Raw genomic sequence first — 14,979 nt, 5'->3', positions numbered from 1 at the left:
AGGAGGCGAAAAGCTGTTTTAAAACAGCGAGGACGATGAGTTTTTTTAAGCGTTTAAAAGAAAAATTTACCGAACAAACCGATGCAGTAACAGAAAAATTTAAAGAAGGACTCACGAAAACGAGAGATTCATTCGTAGGTCGGATGAATGAATTGTTTGCGAAATACCGCACCGTTGATGAAGATTTCTTTGAAGAATTAGAAGAGGTTTTAATCAGTGCGGACGTTGGTGTAACGACGGTGCTGGAGTTAATTGAAGAATTAAAAGATGAAGTGCGTCTAAAAAACGTGAAAGAAACGAAAGACATCGGACCGATTATTAGTGAAAAACTAGCGGAAAAATTGGATAAAACAGGAGAAGATGCTCACTTAAATATGCAAGAAGATGCGTTGACCATTATTCTTTTTGTTGGAGTGAATGGTGTCGGAAAAACGACGACGATTGGCAAGCTTGCCCATCGTTTTAAAGAAGAAGGAAAACATGTCGTATTAGCGGCGGGAGATACATTCCGTGCCGGTGCGATTGAACAATTGGAAGTGTGGGGAGAGCGAGTCGGAGTAGATGTCGTTAAACAAACATCCGGCTCCGACCCTGCAGCGGTCATGTATGATGCCATTCATTCCGCTCGTGCGAAACGTGCGGATGTCCTCCTTTGTGATACAGCCGGTCGTTTGCAAAATAAAGTAAATTTAATGAAAGAGTTAGAAAAAGTGAAACGAGTCATTGCAAGAGAAGTGCCTAACGCCCCGCACGAAGTTTTATTAGTCTTGGATGCGACGACAGGACAAAATGCGCTTAGTCAAGCGAAAACATTCCGAGAAGCGACCGACGTGAGTGGCATTGTGTTAACAAAACTTGACGGAACGGCAAAAGGCGGTATCGTGCTTGCCATTCGGAATGAGCTCGATATTCCAGTGAAATTTGTTGGGTTAGGAGAAGGAGTAGAAGACTTAAAACCTTTTGACGCCAATCAATTTGTTTACGGCTTGTTCCAAGAACTGATCGAAGAAGAAACGGCCAATGAATAAAAGCGCAAAAATTGACAGTAAAGGAAAACCCCTTGACGACGAGTATAGGCTATTGTAATATAATCGTGTAAAGTTTTTTTACTTAACAGGTTGAGGGAGAGACAGATCATGCTTGAAAAAACCGTTCGCATGAATGCATTATATGATTTTTATCATCCCTTATTGACCGAAAAGCAAAAGAAGTATATGGAATTGTATTATCGCGATGACTACTCTCTCGGTGAGATTTCTTCCCATTTTCAAGTAAGTCGACAAGCAGTTTACGATAATATTAAAAGAACGGAAAGTTTGTTAGAAGAATATGAGACGAAGCTTTCTTTATATGATAAATATACGACTAGGATGGCGTTGTATGACGAGTTAAAACAGGTAGCAAGAAGCGATTCCTCTCTTCGTATCAAAGAGATTGTGGAATCGTTGGAACAATTAGAAGAGGAGGGGCATGTGAATGGCATTTGAAGGTTTGGCGGAGCGATTACAGCACACCATTGACAAAATGAAAAGTCGCGGGAAAGTGACGGAAAAAGACGTCAAAGAAATGATGCGGGAAGTCCGTCTTGCCCTCCTGGAGGCGGATGTGAACTTTAAAGTGGTGAAAAAATTTGTCAATGATGTGAAAGAACGAGCCGTTGGTCAAGAAGTGATGAAAAGTCTCACACCAGGCCAGCAAGTCATTAAAGTCGTCAATGATGAATTAACAAAGCTGATGGGAGGAGAACAGAGTAAAATTGCCCATGCGCAGAAACCGCCGACGGTCGTCATGATGGTCGGTTTACAAGGTGCAGGGAAAACAACGACCACAGCAAAGCTCGCCAATCATTTACGGAAACATCATAACCGACAACCGATGATGGTTGCCTGTGATATTTATCGCCCGGCTGCGATTGATCAATTAGAAACCCTTGGGAAAGAATTGAACATGCCGGTATTCTCCATGGGAGATAAAGAAAAAGCAGTTAATATCGCAACAAAGGCAATAGAACAAGCGAAAGAAGATCATCGTGACTACGTATTGATCGACACGGCAGGTCGCTTGCACGTCGATGAAGCATTGATGAATGAGCTGGTAGAGATCAAAGAAGCAGTGAACCCGGATGAAATTTTGCTCGTCGTTGATGCAATGACTGGTCAAGATGCCGTCAACGTCGCAGAAAGCTTTCACGAATCGCTCGGTATCACGGGTGTCGTTCTCACCAAATTAGATGGGGATACCCGGGGTGGTGCTGCATTATCAGTAAAAGCAGTGACGGGAACACCGATTAAATTTGCCGGGATGGGGGAAAAAATTGATCAGTTAGAGCCGTTTCATCCAGATCGAATGGCCTCTCGCATTCTTGGGATGGGAGATGTCCTCTCGCTGATTGAAAAGGCGCAAACTTCCGTCGATGAAACACGGGCACGAGAATTAGAAGAAAAAATGCGCACCGCTGACATCACTTTTGATGACTTTTTAGAGCAGTTAGCACAAGTACGCAATATGGGGCCATTGGATGAATTGCTTGCGATGATTCCCGGTGCAAACAAAAAGTTGTTAAAAAATGTACAAGTAGATGAAAGTCATATCGGCCGTATCGAAGCAATTGTTCGTTCGATGACATCGGAGGAAAAACAAAATCCATCCATTTTGAATGCAAGTCGAAAACGGCGCATAGCGAAAGGTAGCGGCACATCGATTCAAGATGTCAACCGTTTGCTCAAGCAATTTGAAGAGATGAAAAAAATGATGAAGCAAATGACGTCGATGCAAAAAGGGAAGAAAAAGCGAAAAGGTGGTTTTCAATTACCTTTTATGTAAGAAAATTATAGCCTGAAAAGGAAAAACACTTTACAGCTTTAAAAAACATGATTATAATGAGCAATTGTGTAAATATTTTTGGAGGTGTCTATCATGGCAGTAAAAATTAGATTAAAAAGAATTGGAACGAAAAAGAAACCTTATTACCGGGTCGTCGTAGCGGACTCTCGTTCACCAAGAGACGGGCGTTTCATTGAAGAAATTGGGACTTACAATCCGTTAACGGAACCGGCAGAAGTAAACATTAACGATGAAAAAGCGTTAAAATGGATGTTAGATGGAGCAAAGCCTTCTGATACAGTGAAAAACCTGTTCTCTAAACAAGGAATTATGAAAAAGTTCCACGAAGTAAAGAACACAAACAATAAATAACATATTAACTAAAGGAGAGGCGGGGGATATCCATGGTCACTTTAATTAAAACGATTGCTTCTGCCCTCGTAGACCATCCCGAAGCAATTCATATTCGTGAACATCAGGAAAATAACACCCTCGTCTACACAATGACTGTTCACGAAGATGATATGGGGAAAGTGATTGGAAAAGAAGGCAGAATTGCAAAATCCATTCGATCCGTGTTATACGCGGCAGCGACGCATCAACAAAAGAGAGTTCGCTTGGATATTCAAGATGAATGGTAGTGACGCAAGGCGAGGAGAAATCCTTGCCTTTTTTGTTCACATAGCGTATCGATGAAAGAGTACAACAAAAAGAGGGCGGTGACACATGCGAATCATACGAAAAGCGATTGTGAAACATGTGTTAACAAATGAATTGCGAGAAGAGATGTGGAATGATTTAGAAAGTGAAAAAGAACGGTTAGAAAGGGAATATGAGCAGCTTCGGTTTCAAATGCATAAACAATGGAAGACAGGAGAGTCTACTCGAAGAAAAGAAGAAGTGAAAAGACGGTTTGAAAAAGAATTAGAGAAAAGACAAGAAAAAGTGAAACAAGTCATTTTTCAACAATCACAACTGGAGCAACTCGAGCTCGGTTCTTTATTAACAACTGGGAAAATTGATATATTAGAAGAAATTCAACCGGGAGATCCGTGGCCTTTAAAAGAAAAAGAAGTGATTGTGAAAGACGGAAAAATTCAAGAGATCATCGAGTAGTAAGTAAGGTGGATGAATGATGGATTGGTTGAATGTCGGAAAAATTGTAAATACACATGGGATTCGAGGAGAGTTAAAAGTTTTATCAACGACTGACTTTGAAGAAGATCGCTTCAAAATCGGAAATGCATTATATTTACAAAAACAGGACACTAAAGAAAGAGTCAAAGTAACAGTAGAAGGAGTGCGTACGCACAAACAATGGATATTATTAAAGCTGAAAGAATTATCTTCATTGAATGATGCAGAGGAATGGAAAGGATCACAACTTCAAATACCGACCGATGCCTTACAAGATTTAGAGGAAAATGAGTATTATTACTTTGAAATTATCGACTGTCTTGTAGTTACGGAAGAAGGAGAACAGCTAGGCAAAGTGACAGACATTTTAGCTCCCGGCGCCAATGATGTCTGGGTAGTAACACCGTTTCATGGAAAAAAGGAAATTCTTATTCCCTATATTGAAGATGTTGTAAAGAAAGTAGATGTAGAGAAAAAAGTAATTGTGATTCATAAGATGGAAGGATTGTTGCCATCGTGAGAATGGACTTTTTAACTCTTTTTCCAGACATGTTTCCGGGAGTATTAGGAAGCTCTATATTGAAACGAGCAGAGGAAAAGGAAGCGGTCTCTTTTTATGTGCACAATATTCGCGATTTCTCGAAGGACAAACATAAAAAAGTAGATGATTATCCATATGGCGGGGGCGCTGGCATGGTGTTGACACCGCAGCCTGTGTTTGATGCGTGTGAATTTGTTATGCAACAAACCCCAGCGAGCGTTTCGCCGCGCATCATTTTGTTATGTCCGCAAGGGAAACCATATAAACAAAGGGATGCGGAAATGTTATCAAAAGAAGAACACCTTATTTTTATTTGCGGACATTATGAAGGATATGATGAAAGAATTCGCGAGCACCTCGTAACAGATGAGTTCTCCATCGGAGATTATGTATTAACAGGGGGAGAACTCGGAGCACTAGTGATTGCAGATAGTGTAACAAGACTTCTTCCGAATGTGCTTGGAAATGAATCTTCTCACCGTCATGACTCTTTTTCCGATGGACTGTTGGAATATCCGCAATATACGCGACCGGCTGATTTTCGCGGCTGGAAAGTGCCGGATGTTTTGCTATCAGGACATCATGAAAAAATTGCACAGTGGAGAAAGGAACAAGCGCTTCTTCGCACGAAAAAAAGGCGTCCGGATTTGTTACAGAAAAAAGAAAAGGAGTAAATGCCCGATTGACAAATTGTCAGCGGGCATCTAACCCTTTCCATCTTTCCGCAATGTGCATTAACTCACGAGCAGCATCCGCTACGAGTTCGTTTCCGCTCGCTACCTCTTGTGATGAACTCGTTTGTTCCTCGATGGCAGCGCTCGCTTCTTCCGAATGAGACGCTAATTGCTCAGCCATTTCACTTACTTCTTTCATCTGTTTTAACACTCCGTCGCTTCCTTTTTTTAATTGTTTATTTGCAGACGCAATGGCATCGACTTCTTGATAAACCGATGAAATGGTATTCTTTAAAGCATCAAATGCTTCTTTCAGTTTGGTTGCGAGCACTTCCTGTTCCTTCGTTAATTGATGGACATCATTGGATTCTTTTTCAGACTGAATGACATAAAGTTGGACATCTTCTAGCATTTGTTGCACTTGTTCCACTGCTTTTGCCGTTTCTTCGGAAAGAGAGCGAATTTCGGACGCAACAACAGAAAAGCCTTTTCCATACTCCCCGCTTCTCGCAGCTTCAATGGCGGCATTTAATGCAAGCAAGTTTGTTTGATTGGCAATATTTCCAATGAGTTGGACAATTTCATTCGCTTGGTTCGATACTTGGGTCAGCGTGTTTGTCGTCTTTTTTAAATTTGTTGCTCTGTTGGCATTTTCAACGATCGTTTTGCTGACAAGAGCGACTGTCTCTTCCCCGTGGTCAATGTTTTGTTGTGCCGTTTTCATAACCTTGCCAAGACGATGGGTGACTTGATCGACTCGTTCCGTATCTTCTTGCATCTCTATCATCGTATTCTCTGTCCATTTGGCATGCTCTGCTTGCGAAATCACACCTTGGGATAACGATTCAATCGTTTCCGAAAGGTGCTCATTTGTATTCGCTAACTGTTGACTGCGTGCAGCCATATCTTCTGATTCTTTCGTTAAAGAGCGCGCGTGACTACGGACTTGTAACAATATTCTCCAAAAACCTTTAATAAATCGATTGATCCCATGTGATAATAAGCCTAATTCATGCTGTGCCCGATATTGCACTCGATGAGATAAATCCACTTGTTCCGTCAATGATTGAATCACCGTTAACATCTCGTACATTGGCTTGACAATGAGACGATGTAACAGCCAGCTAAAAAGAAGGGGAAAAATAATGATAAACATAAGGATCATCGTCCATAACAGAGTGTTAGGAACATTTAAATGAAATAAGAAAAAAATCGAGAAACTAATTATTATGGTATAAATAAATGTCGTCGTAAAAAAAAGAAAAGCTATTTTTTTCACTGATGTCACCTCCGCTTTGTTCCTGTTTCAATATATTCTTCGTCATAGGTCAAATTTCCTGCACATCTTTTATGAAATGACAAAAAACGGTTGAAGCACAAAGGGGCATGTGCTATGATTATCGATGTGGTAAAGCCACTGACTACAATGCTCCGCTGTTGATCAAACAAGAGCATTTGGAGAAAGGGAGGCGAATAGCATGCAAGATATTATTCGCGAAGTGACGAAAGAACAACTGAAAACAGACATACCTGATTTTCGGGCAGGAGATACTGTCCGTGTCCACGTAAAAGTAGTGGAAGGTTCTCGGGAACGGATTCAGGTATTTGAAGGTGTTGTGATTAAGCGTCGCGGTGGCGGCATTAGTGAAACTTTTACGGTCCGTAAAATATCCTATGGCATTGGGGTAGAGCGTACTTTCCCAGTACATTCTCCGCGGATTGATAAAATTGAAGTGAAACGTCGTGGAAAAGTCCGCCGCGCTAAACTTTACTACCTTCGAAACTTGCGTGGTAAAGCAGCACGTATTAAAGAAATTCGCTAAAAATGGATGGAAAAGACTGCCTCACATAGATTGCAGTCTTTTCTTTTATTTTTATAGACTGGAAATGTTTCTTCTCCGCCATCTTATGAAACAAAAAGTTCATGCTATAATATAATGAAAGGGATGTAGTATGTGAAAAGAGGAATAGAGGATGTTGAAAAGATCTGATCCTTGGCGAGAATGGATGCTTTTATTGCTATTTGCTGTCACCATTGCCGTGTTCACACGAACATATTTCATTGCGCCGATTATTGTGGATGGAGAGTCCATGTCACCAACGTTAGAAGACCAAGACCGGATGATAGTGAACAAATCTAGTTATTGGTTTTCAGAACCAGACCGGTTTGATATTATCGTTTTTCATGCGACAGAAGAGAAAGATTACATTAAACGAGTGATTGGTTTACCAGGAGATCGTTTATATTATTATGATGATCAACTCTACATTAACGGTGTGAAAGTAAACGAACCTTTTCTAGAACCGCTTCGGGAAGAAATGAATGGGACGACGATTACGCCGGATTTTACGTTAAAACAATCTTCCGGTTATGACGTCATTCCTGAAGGTTATGTGTTCGTCCTTGGAGACAATCGGCGCCATAGTTTGGATTCTCGCATGTTTGGACTTGTGAAGATGGAAGACATTGTCGGTCAAGCGACACTGACGTTTTGGCCAGTTTCCCATCTGAATTGGTTACCGTAACGAAAGGAGACAGTCATGAGCATACAATGGTTTCCTGGCCATATGGCTAAAGCAAAAAGAGAAGTATCAGAACAATTAAAAAAAGTAGATCTCGTCTTAGAATTAGTAGATGCACGCATTCCTAAAGCATCGCAAAATCCACTTTTACGGCAATTATTAGAAGGAAAACCGCGCGTCATTCTTTTAACGAAAAGCGATATGGCAGACCCGGTGGAGACGAAGAAATGGGTCGCTCACTTTAACGAGGAAGGAATAGAAGCCGTAGCGATCAATGCATTGGCGCAAACGGGGAAAAAAGATGTCTTAGCCAAAGTAAAAAAAGCAGCTGCACCATTATATGATAAATGGAAAAGAAAAGGAATGAAGCCGCGAGCGATACGCGCGATGGTCGTTGGGATTCCTAACGTTGGAAAATCAACGGTCATTAATTATCTTATTGGAAAAAAACTGACCAAAACAGGGGACCGGCCAGGAATAACGAAGGCTCAGCAATGGTTAAAAGTAGACCGCACTTTAGAATTGTTGGATACCCCGGGAATTCTTTGGCCAAAATTTGAAGATCCAAAAGTAGGGTATTTCCTTGCTTTAACAGGGGCAGTGAAAGATGAATTGTTAGACTTGGAAGAAATAGCACAATTTGGCCTTCGTTTATTGAAAGAAAAATATCCTCAAGCGCTCACAGAACGTTTTTCCCTTTCCAATGTAAAAGAGATGAAGGAAGAAACGATATTAGAAGAAATCGGGAAAAAAAGAGGTTGTCTCCGTGCCGGCGGGGTGGTTGATTGCGAAAAAGCGGCCGAATTACTGTTACAAGAAATAAGAAAACAAAAATTAGGACGATTGACATTTGAATCCTACAAAGAAGAAAAAAAGGACGCATGATACATGTGAAAAAAAGCTCCACTTACACCATTTCCGATATTAAAAGATATTTGCAACATGACGAAGTAGACGACACTTTTTTGCAAATGCTTCGGAAAGACAAGCGCAAAGGAGTGATTCGTCTTCTTGAACAATATGAAAGAAAAAAAGCTCGGCTGAAAGCACAAATTGAGGCGTATGATCAACTATTCATTTATGAAAAGGAATGGAAAAGAAAAGGCTATGAATGGATTGCCGGCCTGGATGAAGCCGGACGTGGTCCGTTAGCCGGTCCGGTTACTGCTGCGGCAGTGATTCTTCCGGAAAATATCCGTTTTCCTGGTTTAACGGATTCGAAACAATTATCAAAAGCTGCTCGTCATACATATGAAAAGGAAATTAAAAAGCATGCTATTGCCTATCACGTCACTCACGTTTCTGCGCAAGACATCGATGACATGAATATTTATGAAGCGACCAAAGTTGCCATGAGAAAAGCAGTGGCAGGTTTACATGTCGCGCCGGATCTTCTTTTTATCGATGCGTTAACGCTCGATGTACCGATTAAGCAGTTGTCTTTGACAAAAGGGGATTGTGTCAGTGCTTCTATTGCAGCTGCTTCTATTCTGGCAAAAGTAGAGCGGGATCGTTATATGGAAACGTTAGCTCTTCGCTATCCACACTATGGGTTTGAAAAACATAAAGGTTACGGCACGAAAGAACATTTGGAAGCACTACGTACATATGGACCGACAGAAGAACATCGTACTAGTTTTGCGCCGGTCCAATCGCTCTAAGGGGAGGATTTTATGGAACGGACGAGTTTTCAAACGATAAATGCAACATCCGTCCATCGTTCGGCAGCACAAGCGAAACTTTTACAATTAAAACCAGGACAAATATTTGAAGGAAAAGTATTGAAGCTGTACCCGAATCAAACTGCTTCGCTACGATTAGGTACCATGCATGTGATAGCACGTTTACAGGCGGCTATTAGTGTCGGTGAGAAGTATTTTTTTCAAGTGACAAAAAATGAAGGAGTCCCTCATTTAAAAGTGTTAGAAACCCCTCGAAATACGGTTCCTATTCCTGCCCAAACGACAAATGACGTGTTGAAAGCGATGGATCTTCCTTTCAATAAAGCAAATGAAATGATGTTACAATTGTTTCAAAAAGAACAAATACCATTTTCCAAAGAAATGATTCAACAAGGTGGCGCGTTGTTAAAACGGTTCCAATTGATGAATGAGGAAGGGGTACGTGTGTTCACTCATATGTACCACCGGAATATCCCCTTTACAGAAAGGACTTTTCAAGCGGTACGAGCCGCACTTACCGGTCCACCGCTTGTGGAGCAACTGAAACAATTCGAGCAACAACTAATGAACGAAAGTGCGAAAGCGTTACCAATGAAGCAGTCTGAGGCATTAAAGTCTGTCCAACATATGCTTACGACGATCATTCAATCTAGTACGATCCCAAAGGAAAATGGACAACCTTCTTCGCCACAACTGGAAGCTTTTCATCGACTTATCCAAAGAAGTCTCGAAAACCCTCTCTATTTGTTACGTACGTTGCAACAAGCGAATATTGTAAAAGGGGACATCCACCTGTCGGGATTTTTAACTACATTGCAACAAACCGTGCTATCCCAAGAGCACACTACCATTATGGATCTCTTTTCCATCAAAGAAGGAAATGTTCGGCTTTTGCATGAACAACAACCCGAAACGTTCTTTCGCACGCTTTTCACAAGCTTATCAACAATGGAAGGGAGAAAAGGACTGGAGTCGTTTCAACGCCTGTTCGCTTGGCTAGGAAGTGCTAGGGGAATATGGACTTCTCAAAGTGCGTCTTCTCTGCAACAGTGGATCGCTACCCTACCAACACATGTAGAAGGATTATCTTCGGACGAGAATGCCAACGCTTTTCTACGTCTTTTAAAAAATTTCCCCCAACTGTCCGGATTTTTTCATGAAAAAAATATATTTGAGCATCACATGCAACAAAGAACGCTGAAAATGTCTCTTTTAGAGAAGCTGCCATACTTGCCGTCAAAAGTGAGAGAACAAGCGGAAACTGTCCTTCATCGTGTAACGGGCGCCCAACTACTGGCCGAGGAACAACATGGATGGCTGCACCAAACGACGATTCAAGTACCTCTTTTTTTGGGAGGGCATCAAACAGATGTGACGATTCAGTGGGAAGGAAGAAAAACGAAAACAAACCACATTGATCCTGCCCATTGTCGAATATTGTTTTATCTAGAGATGGCACATTTCGGTGAAATGGTGACAGACGTTCACATTCAACAACGAGTGGTGACAGTTACCATTTTTAATGAAAAAGAAGAACCAAAAGCAATCATAGCGATGTGGCAACCGTATTTACAAAAACAATTGGAAAAGCTTCATTATCAATTCAACGCTCTCTATTGGAAAAATCCAACAACAATGAAACGAGCGGATCAACGTGACGCAGCTCACGTTGGATATGAAGGGGTGGACATTCGAATATGAACAAAAAAGGAAAAAAACGAAAAAGTGCGGTCGCTTTAGGTTATGAACCGGAAAATGACCTTGCTCCCTATGTGAAGGCAAAAGGGAGAGGGTATATCGCAGAACAAATCATAGAACAAGCGAAAGAACATGACATCCCCATTCAAGAAGATCCATCTCTTGTAGAATTGTTATCGCAGTTAGAGATTCATGAAGCCATTCCGCCCGATTTATACGAAGTGGTAGCTGAATTGTTTGCTTTTTTATACCGCGTGGATCAACAAATGCATGAAAAAACTCCACAAGGACATGCTAAGTTGAAAAAAGGAGAGCGACGTGATGGAGAGAAAAAAGCGGAAAAATAAATTGTTTGCCTCGATGGAAGCAGGAAATGAACTTGGCTTTTTTCGCAGTATAGAAGAGCTAAAACAACTCGGTGCCATTGGAAAAAAGAAAAATAAAAAAGAGAAAAGCAACAAAAAAGAGGAAAAAAAATAAATGAATTTGTAGAAATATCGTGTCAAATCGTTGAACTTTTTATTTATTTTATATACGATAGAGAGTGTGTGAAGAGTGGCCGTAACATTAGCCAATAATAACACGTAGTCCTTGCCCGCAAGTGAAACTTGTAGAATGGGTATTCGTATCGAATCGTTAGGAGGATGGAGAAGAGAATGAATATTCATGAGTATCAAGGAAAAGAACTTCTCAGAAAATACGGAGTTTCCGTACCAAATGGGAAGGTAGCTTTTTCTGTCGATGAAGCTGTGGAAGCAGCAAAAGAACTTGGTTCAGATGTTACTGTAGTGAAAGCACAAATCCACGCAGGAGGTCGCGGAAAAGCTGGCGGAGTAAAAGTGGCCAAAAATCTAGATGAAGTTCGTACATACGCTGATGAGATTCTTGGCAAAACACTCGTCACTCACCAAACAGGTCCAGCAGGAAAAGAAGTGAAACGCCTACTCATTGAAGAAGGCTGTGACATTCAAAAAGAATATTATATTGGTCTTGTGTTAGACCGTGCCACTTCCCGTGTTGTGATGATGGGGTCGGAAGAAGGTGGAACGGAAATTGAAGAAGTAGCGGAAAAAACACCGGAAAAAATCTTCCGTGAATATATTGATCCAGCTGTTGGTCTGCAAGGGTTTCAAGCTCGGAGACTTGCATTCAACATTAACATTCCACCTGAGTTAGTAGGACAAGCGGCGAAGTTTATGATGGGACTTTATAACGTGTTCGTGGAAAAAGATTGTTCCATTGCTGAAATTAACCCGCTTGTCACAACAGGTGACGGAAAAGTAATGGCGCTGGATGCGAAATTAAACTTTGATGATAACGCCCTTTATCGTCAAAAAGATGTATTAGAATATCGTGACCTTGATGAAGAAGATCCGAAAGAAATCGAAGCATCCAAGTACGACTTAAGCTACATTGCTCTTGATGGAAACATCGGATGTATGGTAAACGGTGCCGGTCTTGCGATGGCAACGATGGACATCATTAAACATTACAATGGAGATCCTGCGAACTTCCTTGATGTGGGAGGCGGCGCGACGACTGAAAAAGTAACGGAAGCATTTAAAATTATTTTATCCGATGACAAAGTGAAAGGAATTTTTGTGAATATTTTCGGTGGAATTATGAAATGTGACGTGATTGCTGAAGGTGTCGTAGAAGCGACGAAACAAGTAGGTCTTGAAATTCCGCTCGTAGTACGTCTCGAAGGAACGAACGTGGATCGCGGAAAAGAAATCCTTGAAAAATCAGGACTCAATATCACAGCAGCAGATTCCATGGCAGATGGTGCACAAAAAATTGTATCTTTAGTGAAATAGAAAGGCGGGACATACTCAAATGAGCATCTTCATTGATGAAAATACGAAGGTGATTGTACAAGGAATTACAGGTTCTACTGGTCTGTTTCATACACAACAAGCGATCGAATACGGAACAAAAATAGTAGGCGGTGTTACTCCTGGTAAAGGTGGAACAGAAGTAGAAGGTGTACCTGTTTTTAATACAGTGAAAGAAGCAGTGGATGAAACAGGAGCCAATGCCACAGTGATTTACGTGCCTCCTGCATTTGCAGCCGATGCAATTATGGAAGCGGTAGATGCAGAACTAGATATTGCAATTTGTATTACGGAAGGTATTCCGGTATTAGATATGGTCAAAGTAAAACGTTACATGGAAGGGAAAAAGACACGTTTGATTGGACCAAACTGTCCAGGTGTGATTACGCCGGAAGCTTGTAAAATTGGCATTATGCCTGGCTACATTCATAAAAAAGGCCACGTCGGTGTCGTTTCTCGTTCCGGTACGTTAACATATGAAGCGGTTCATCAGCTCTCCACTCAAGGTATCGGACAATCCACGGCAGTCGGTATTGGTGGAGACCCAGTGAATGGAACGAACTTCATTGACGTACTAAAAGCATTCAATGAAGACGATGATACGGAAGCAGTCATTATGATCGGTGAAATCGGTGGAACAGCAGAAGAAGAAGCTGCCGAATGGATCAAAGAAAATATGAAAAAACCAGTGGTTGGATTCATTGGTGGACGTACCGCTCCTCCGGGAAAACGGATGGGTCACGCAGGTGCCATCATTTCCGGTGGAAAAGGAACCGCGGATGAAAAAATTAAGACCCTCGAGCGTTGTGGTGTAAAAGTAGCACCAACCCCATCTGATATGGGTGATACATTAATTTCCGTATTGAAAGAAAAAGGTCTTTATGAAAAATGCTTGACCCATCAACCAGAATAATCAATCACAATAAGGGACTGTTTTCTAAACAGCCCCTTATTTCCAATCATTGGAAGGAGTGAATACATGGATAGAAACACGGCCCTTCTTCATTTATCGGAAGCCCCTTTTATGAATTGGAAACGGTTGAACGAAATTTATCAACACGATCCATCTTTCTTACTCCCTTATCACTTATCGAAACAAAAACTTCTTACCCTGTTGCGATTGACTCCTCCCGAAGTGACCAAACTTTACCATTACTTGCATGAAACTTCCCCTTATGAGCTCGAAAAACGATATGAACAGACACCGAATCTTCACATTGTTACCCGTTTTGATCCCATCTATCCCGACCGATTGCAACACATCTATGATCCTCCCTGGGTGTTATATGTCAGTGGGAATCTCTCTTTCCTTTCTTCTCCTTACACATTAGCAGTGGTCGGCTCCCGCACCCCGACTGAATACGGAAAAAAAGCGATACGTACCCTACTCCCTCCTCTGATTCAAAAACAAGTCACGATAATTAGCGGTGTTGCAAAAGGAACCGATACATTCGCCCATCAAACAGCGATTCAATGGAACGGAACAACGATTGGCGTGCTCGGCTCAGGGTTTGCACATATGTATCCGCGTGAAAATCAAGCGTTAAGCGAACATATGGCAAAGGAACAACTCCTTCTATCTGAATATCCTCCATCTACCCCTCCAAGAAAATGGCAATTCCCTATGCGAAACCGGATTATTAGCGGTCTCTCCGATGTTGTTTTCTTAACGGAAGCACAGGAGCGAAGTGGATCATTAATCACCGCCTATCAAGCATTAGAACAAGGGAAAGAAGTCGGTGTTTTACCGGGTTCTATCTTTTCCCCTCTTTCAAAAGGAACGCATCAACTTCTCTCCGAAGGGGCTTTTCCCGTATGGAAATCAGAACATTTATATCATGAACGTTGGTCTATTTTTGACAAGAACGGTATAAAATAAATGAAAAACCACCAACAATGAGGCGGTTATTCATAAAATACTTCTTTGTTCGACCAAAATAAGGTACAATAACAGGCGGTTGTGTTTTCACATGTCATCATGATGACAACAAGAAAGGTATACAATTTGACAAAACACCTAAGACTGTTTGATAATATAAACCATTTGGTACGACATTTTAAAGGGG

The 14,979-nt window shown here is 41.3% G+C and carries 19 protein-coding genes; 18 read left to right on the top strand and 1 reads right to left on the bottom strand.

The genetic code is table 11. The annotated features are described in order from the left end of the window. Positions 1 to 35: 35 nt before the first annotated feature. From ftsY to trmD, 8 genes are all read left to right on the top strand, one after another. A complete protein-coding gene (gene ftsY / locus GJS40_RS11670) occupies positions 36 to 1,028 on the top strand; it encodes a signal recognition particle-docking protein FtsY (protein ID WP_270898035.1) in 993 nt (330 codons plus the stop codon). 108 nt (positions 1,029 to 1,136) lie between these two features. Next, positions 1,137 to 1,487 (top strand): putative DNA-binding protein, encoded by a 351-nt coding sequence (locus GJS40_RS11665; RefSeq protein WP_270898034.1) that lies wholly within the window; start codon positions 1,137 to 1,139, stop codon positions 1,485 to 1,487. Then, positions 1,477 to 2,823 carry a signal recognition particle protein gene (ffh, locus tag GJS40_RS11660; RefSeq protein ID WP_270898033.1) on the top strand — a complete coding sequence of 449 codons (1,347 nt, stop codon included), beginning with the start codon at positions 1,477 to 1,479 and terminating at the stop codon, positions 2,821 to 2,823. Before GJS40_RS11665 ends, ffh begins: the two co-directional genes overlap by 11 nt. Before the next feature lie 93 nt (positions 2,824 to 2,916). Then, a complete protein-coding gene (rpsP, locus tag GJS40_RS11655; RefSeq protein WP_270898032.1) occupies positions 2,917 to 3,195 on the top strand; it encodes a 30S ribosomal protein S16 in 279 nt (92 codons plus the stop codon). A gap of 32 nt (positions 3,196 to 3,227) precedes the next feature. Further along, on the top strand, positions 3,228 to 3,464 hold the full coding sequence (locus GJS40_RS11650) for a KH domain-containing protein (RefSeq protein WP_270898031.1): 237 nt from the start codon (positions 3,228 to 3,230) through the stop codon (positions 3,462 to 3,464). Between the two features lie 85 nt (positions 3,465 to 3,549). Continuing rightward, the gene (locus GJS40_RS11645) at positions 3,550 to 3,939 is read left to right on the top strand and encodes a YlqD family protein (protein ID WP_270898030.1); all 390 of its coding nucleotides are present in this window, start codon (positions 3,550 to 3,552) and stop codon (positions 3,937 to 3,939) included. A gap of 16 nt (positions 3,940 to 3,955) precedes the next feature. Next, positions 3,956 to 4,480, top strand: coding sequence for a ribosome maturation factor RimM (rimM, locus tag GJS40_RS11640; protein WP_270898029.1), 525 nt, complete (start codon positions 3,956 to 3,958; stop codon positions 4,478 to 4,480). Beyond that, a complete protein-coding gene (trmD, locus tag GJS40_RS11635) occupies positions 4,477 to 5,175 on the top strand; it encodes a tRNA (guanosine(37)-N1)-methyltransferase TrmD (protein ID WP_270898028.1) in 699 nt (232 codons plus the stop codon). The genes rimM and trmD overlap by 4 nt, the downstream gene beginning before the upstream one ends. Before the next feature lie 19 nt (positions 5,176 to 5,194). Here the strand turns inward: trmD and GJS40_RS11630 are convergent, their stop codons facing one another. Beyond that, positions 5,195 to 6,331 (bottom strand): methyl-accepting chemotaxis protein, encoded by a 1,137-nt coding sequence (locus GJS40_RS11630; RefSeq protein ID WP_270898027.1) that lies wholly within the window; start codon positions 6,329 to 6,331, stop codon positions 5,195 to 5,197. A gap of 322 nt (positions 6,332 to 6,653) precedes the next feature. On the opposite strand from GJS40_RS11630, the gene rplS reads away from it, so the two are divergent. The 10 genes from rplS to dprA all read left to right on the top strand — a co-directional run bounded on the left by rplS (position 6,654) and on the right by dprA (position 14,792). After that, complete coding sequence (gene rplS / locus GJS40_RS11625) at positions 6,654 to 6,998, top strand: 50S ribosomal protein L19 (protein ID WP_270898026.1); 345 nt, start codon at positions 6,654 to 6,656, stop codon at positions 6,996 to 6,998. A 151-nt stretch (positions 6,999 to 7,149) separates the two neighbouring features. Then, entirely contained in the window at positions 7,150 to 7,701 is a 552-nt protein-coding gene (gene lepB / locus GJS40_RS11620) for a signal peptidase I (protein WP_270898025.1), read from the top strand. Between the two features lie 15 nt (positions 7,702 to 7,716). Then, positions 7,717 to 8,583, top strand: a complete 867-nt coding sequence (gene ylqF, locus GJS40_RS11615) for a ribosome biogenesis GTPase YlqF (protein ID WP_270898024.1) — start codon at positions 7,717 to 7,719, stop codon at positions 8,581 to 8,583. A gap of 5 nt (positions 8,584 to 8,588) precedes the next feature. Beyond that, positions 8,589 to 9,359, top strand: coding sequence for a ribonuclease HII (locus GJS40_RS11610; protein ID WP_377901869.1), 771 nt, complete (start codon positions 8,589 to 8,591; stop codon positions 9,357 to 9,359). Positions 9,360 to 9,371: 12 nt separating this feature from the next. After that, positions 9,372 to 11,081, top strand: coding sequence for a hypothetical protein (locus tag GJS40_RS11605; RefSeq protein ID WP_270898022.1), 1,710 nt, complete (start codon positions 9,372 to 9,374; stop codon positions 11,079 to 11,081). Continuing rightward, positions 11,078 to 11,425: an EscU/YscU/HrcU family type III secretion system export apparatus switch protein gene (locus GJS40_RS11600; protein WP_270898021.1), complete on the top strand. Its 348-nt coding sequence runs from the start codon at positions 11,078 to 11,080 to the stop codon at positions 11,423 to 11,425. Before GJS40_RS11605 ends, GJS40_RS11600 begins: the two co-directional genes overlap by 4 nt. Next, entirely contained in the window at positions 11,400 to 11,558 is a 159-nt protein-coding gene (locus tag GJS40_RS11595; protein ID WP_270898020.1) for a hypothetical protein, read from the top strand. The genes GJS40_RS11600 and GJS40_RS11595 overlap by 26 nt, the downstream gene beginning before the upstream one ends. Positions 11,559 to 11,734: 176 nt before the next feature. Then, complete coding sequence (sucC, locus tag GJS40_RS11590; RefSeq protein ID WP_270898019.1) at positions 11,735 to 12,895, top strand: ADP-forming succinate--CoA ligase subunit beta; 1,161 nt, start codon at positions 11,735 to 11,737, stop codon at positions 12,893 to 12,895. A 19-nt stretch (positions 12,896 to 12,914) separates the two neighbouring features. Next, positions 12,915 to 13,826 (top strand): succinate--CoA ligase subunit alpha, encoded by a 912-nt coding sequence (gene sucD, locus GJS40_RS11585; RefSeq protein ID WP_270898018.1) that lies wholly within the window; start codon positions 12,915 to 12,917, stop codon positions 13,824 to 13,826. A 66-nt stretch (positions 13,827 to 13,892) separates the two neighbouring features. Then, complete coding sequence (gene dprA / locus GJS40_RS11580; RefSeq protein WP_270898017.1) at positions 13,893 to 14,792, top strand: DNA-processing protein DprA; 900 nt, start codon at positions 13,893 to 13,895, stop codon at positions 14,790 to 14,792. Positions 14,793 to 14,979: the final 187 nt, after the last annotated feature.

It is taken from the genome of Aliibacillus thermotolerans (assembly GCF_027853235.1).
Taxonomy (GTDB): Bacteria; Bacillota; Bacilli; order Bacillales; family Marinococcaceae; genus Aliibacillus; species Aliibacillus thermotolerans.
This window is presented reverse-complemented; position numbering and strand designations above follow the sequence as displayed.

Bases quoted from the DNA above. Each gene is read 5' to 3' on its own strand.
- rimM (WP_270898029.1), top strand. From the start codon at position 3,956: ATGATGGATTGGTTGAATGTCGGAAAAATTGTAAATACACATGGGATT.
- ffh (WP_270898033.1), top strand. From the start codon at position 1,477: ATGGCATTTGAAGGTTTGGCGGAGCGATTACAGCACACCATTGACAAA.
- ylqF (WP_270898024.1), top strand. From the start codon at position 7,717: ATGAGCATACAATGGTTTCCTGGCCATATGGCTAAAGCAAAAAGAGAA.
- dprA (WP_270898017.1), top strand. From the start codon at position 13,893: ATGGATAGAAACACGGCCCTTCTTCATTTATCGGAAGCCCCTTTTATG.
- GJS40_RS11600 (WP_270898021.1), top strand. From the start codon at position 11,078: ATGAACAAAAAAGGAAAAAAACGAAAAAGTGCGGTCGCTTTAGGTTAT.
- GJS40_RS11595 (WP_270898020.1), top strand. From the start codon at position 11,400: ATGGAGAGAAAAAAGCGGAAAAATAAATTGTTTGCCTCGATGGAAGCA.
- GJS40_RS11665 (WP_270898034.1), top strand. From the start codon at position 1,137: ATGCTTGAAAAAACCGTTCGCATGAATGCATTATATGATTTTTATCAT.
- lepB (WP_270898025.1), top strand. From the start codon at position 7,150: ATGTTGAAAAGATCTGATCCTTGGCGAGAATGGATGCTTTTATTGCTA.
- sucD (WP_270898018.1), top strand. From the start codon at position 12,915: ATGAGCATCTTCATTGATGAAAATACGAAGGTGATTGTACAAGGAATT.
- GJS40_RS11605 (WP_270898022.1), top strand. From the start codon at position 9,372: ATGGAACGGACGAGTTTTCAAACGATAAATGCAACATCCGTCCATCGT.
- GJS40_RS11630 (WP_270898027.1), bottom strand. From the start codon at position 6,331: ATGTTTATCATTATTTTTCCCCTTCTTTTTAGCTGGCTGTTACATCGT.
- GJS40_RS11645 (WP_270898030.1), top strand. From the start codon at position 3,550: ATGCGAATCATACGAAAAGCGATTGTGAAACATGTGTTAACAAATGAA.
- GJS40_RS11650 (WP_270898031.1), top strand. From the start codon at position 3,228: ATGGTCACTTTAATTAAAACGATTGCTTCTGCCCTCGTAGACCATCCC.
- rpsP (WP_270898032.1), top strand. From the start codon at position 2,917: ATGGCAGTAAAAATTAGATTAAAAAGAATTGGAACGAAAAAGAAACCT.
- sucC (WP_270898019.1), top strand. From the start codon at position 11,735: ATGAATATTCATGAGTATCAAGGAAAAGAACTTCTCAGAAAATACGGA.
- rplS (WP_270898026.1), top strand. From the start codon at position 6,654: ATGCAAGATATTATTCGCGAAGTGACGAAAGAACAACTGAAAACAGAC.
- ftsY (WP_270898035.1), top strand. From the start codon at position 36: ATGAGTTTTTTTAAGCGTTTAAAAGAAAAATTTACCGAACAAACCGAT.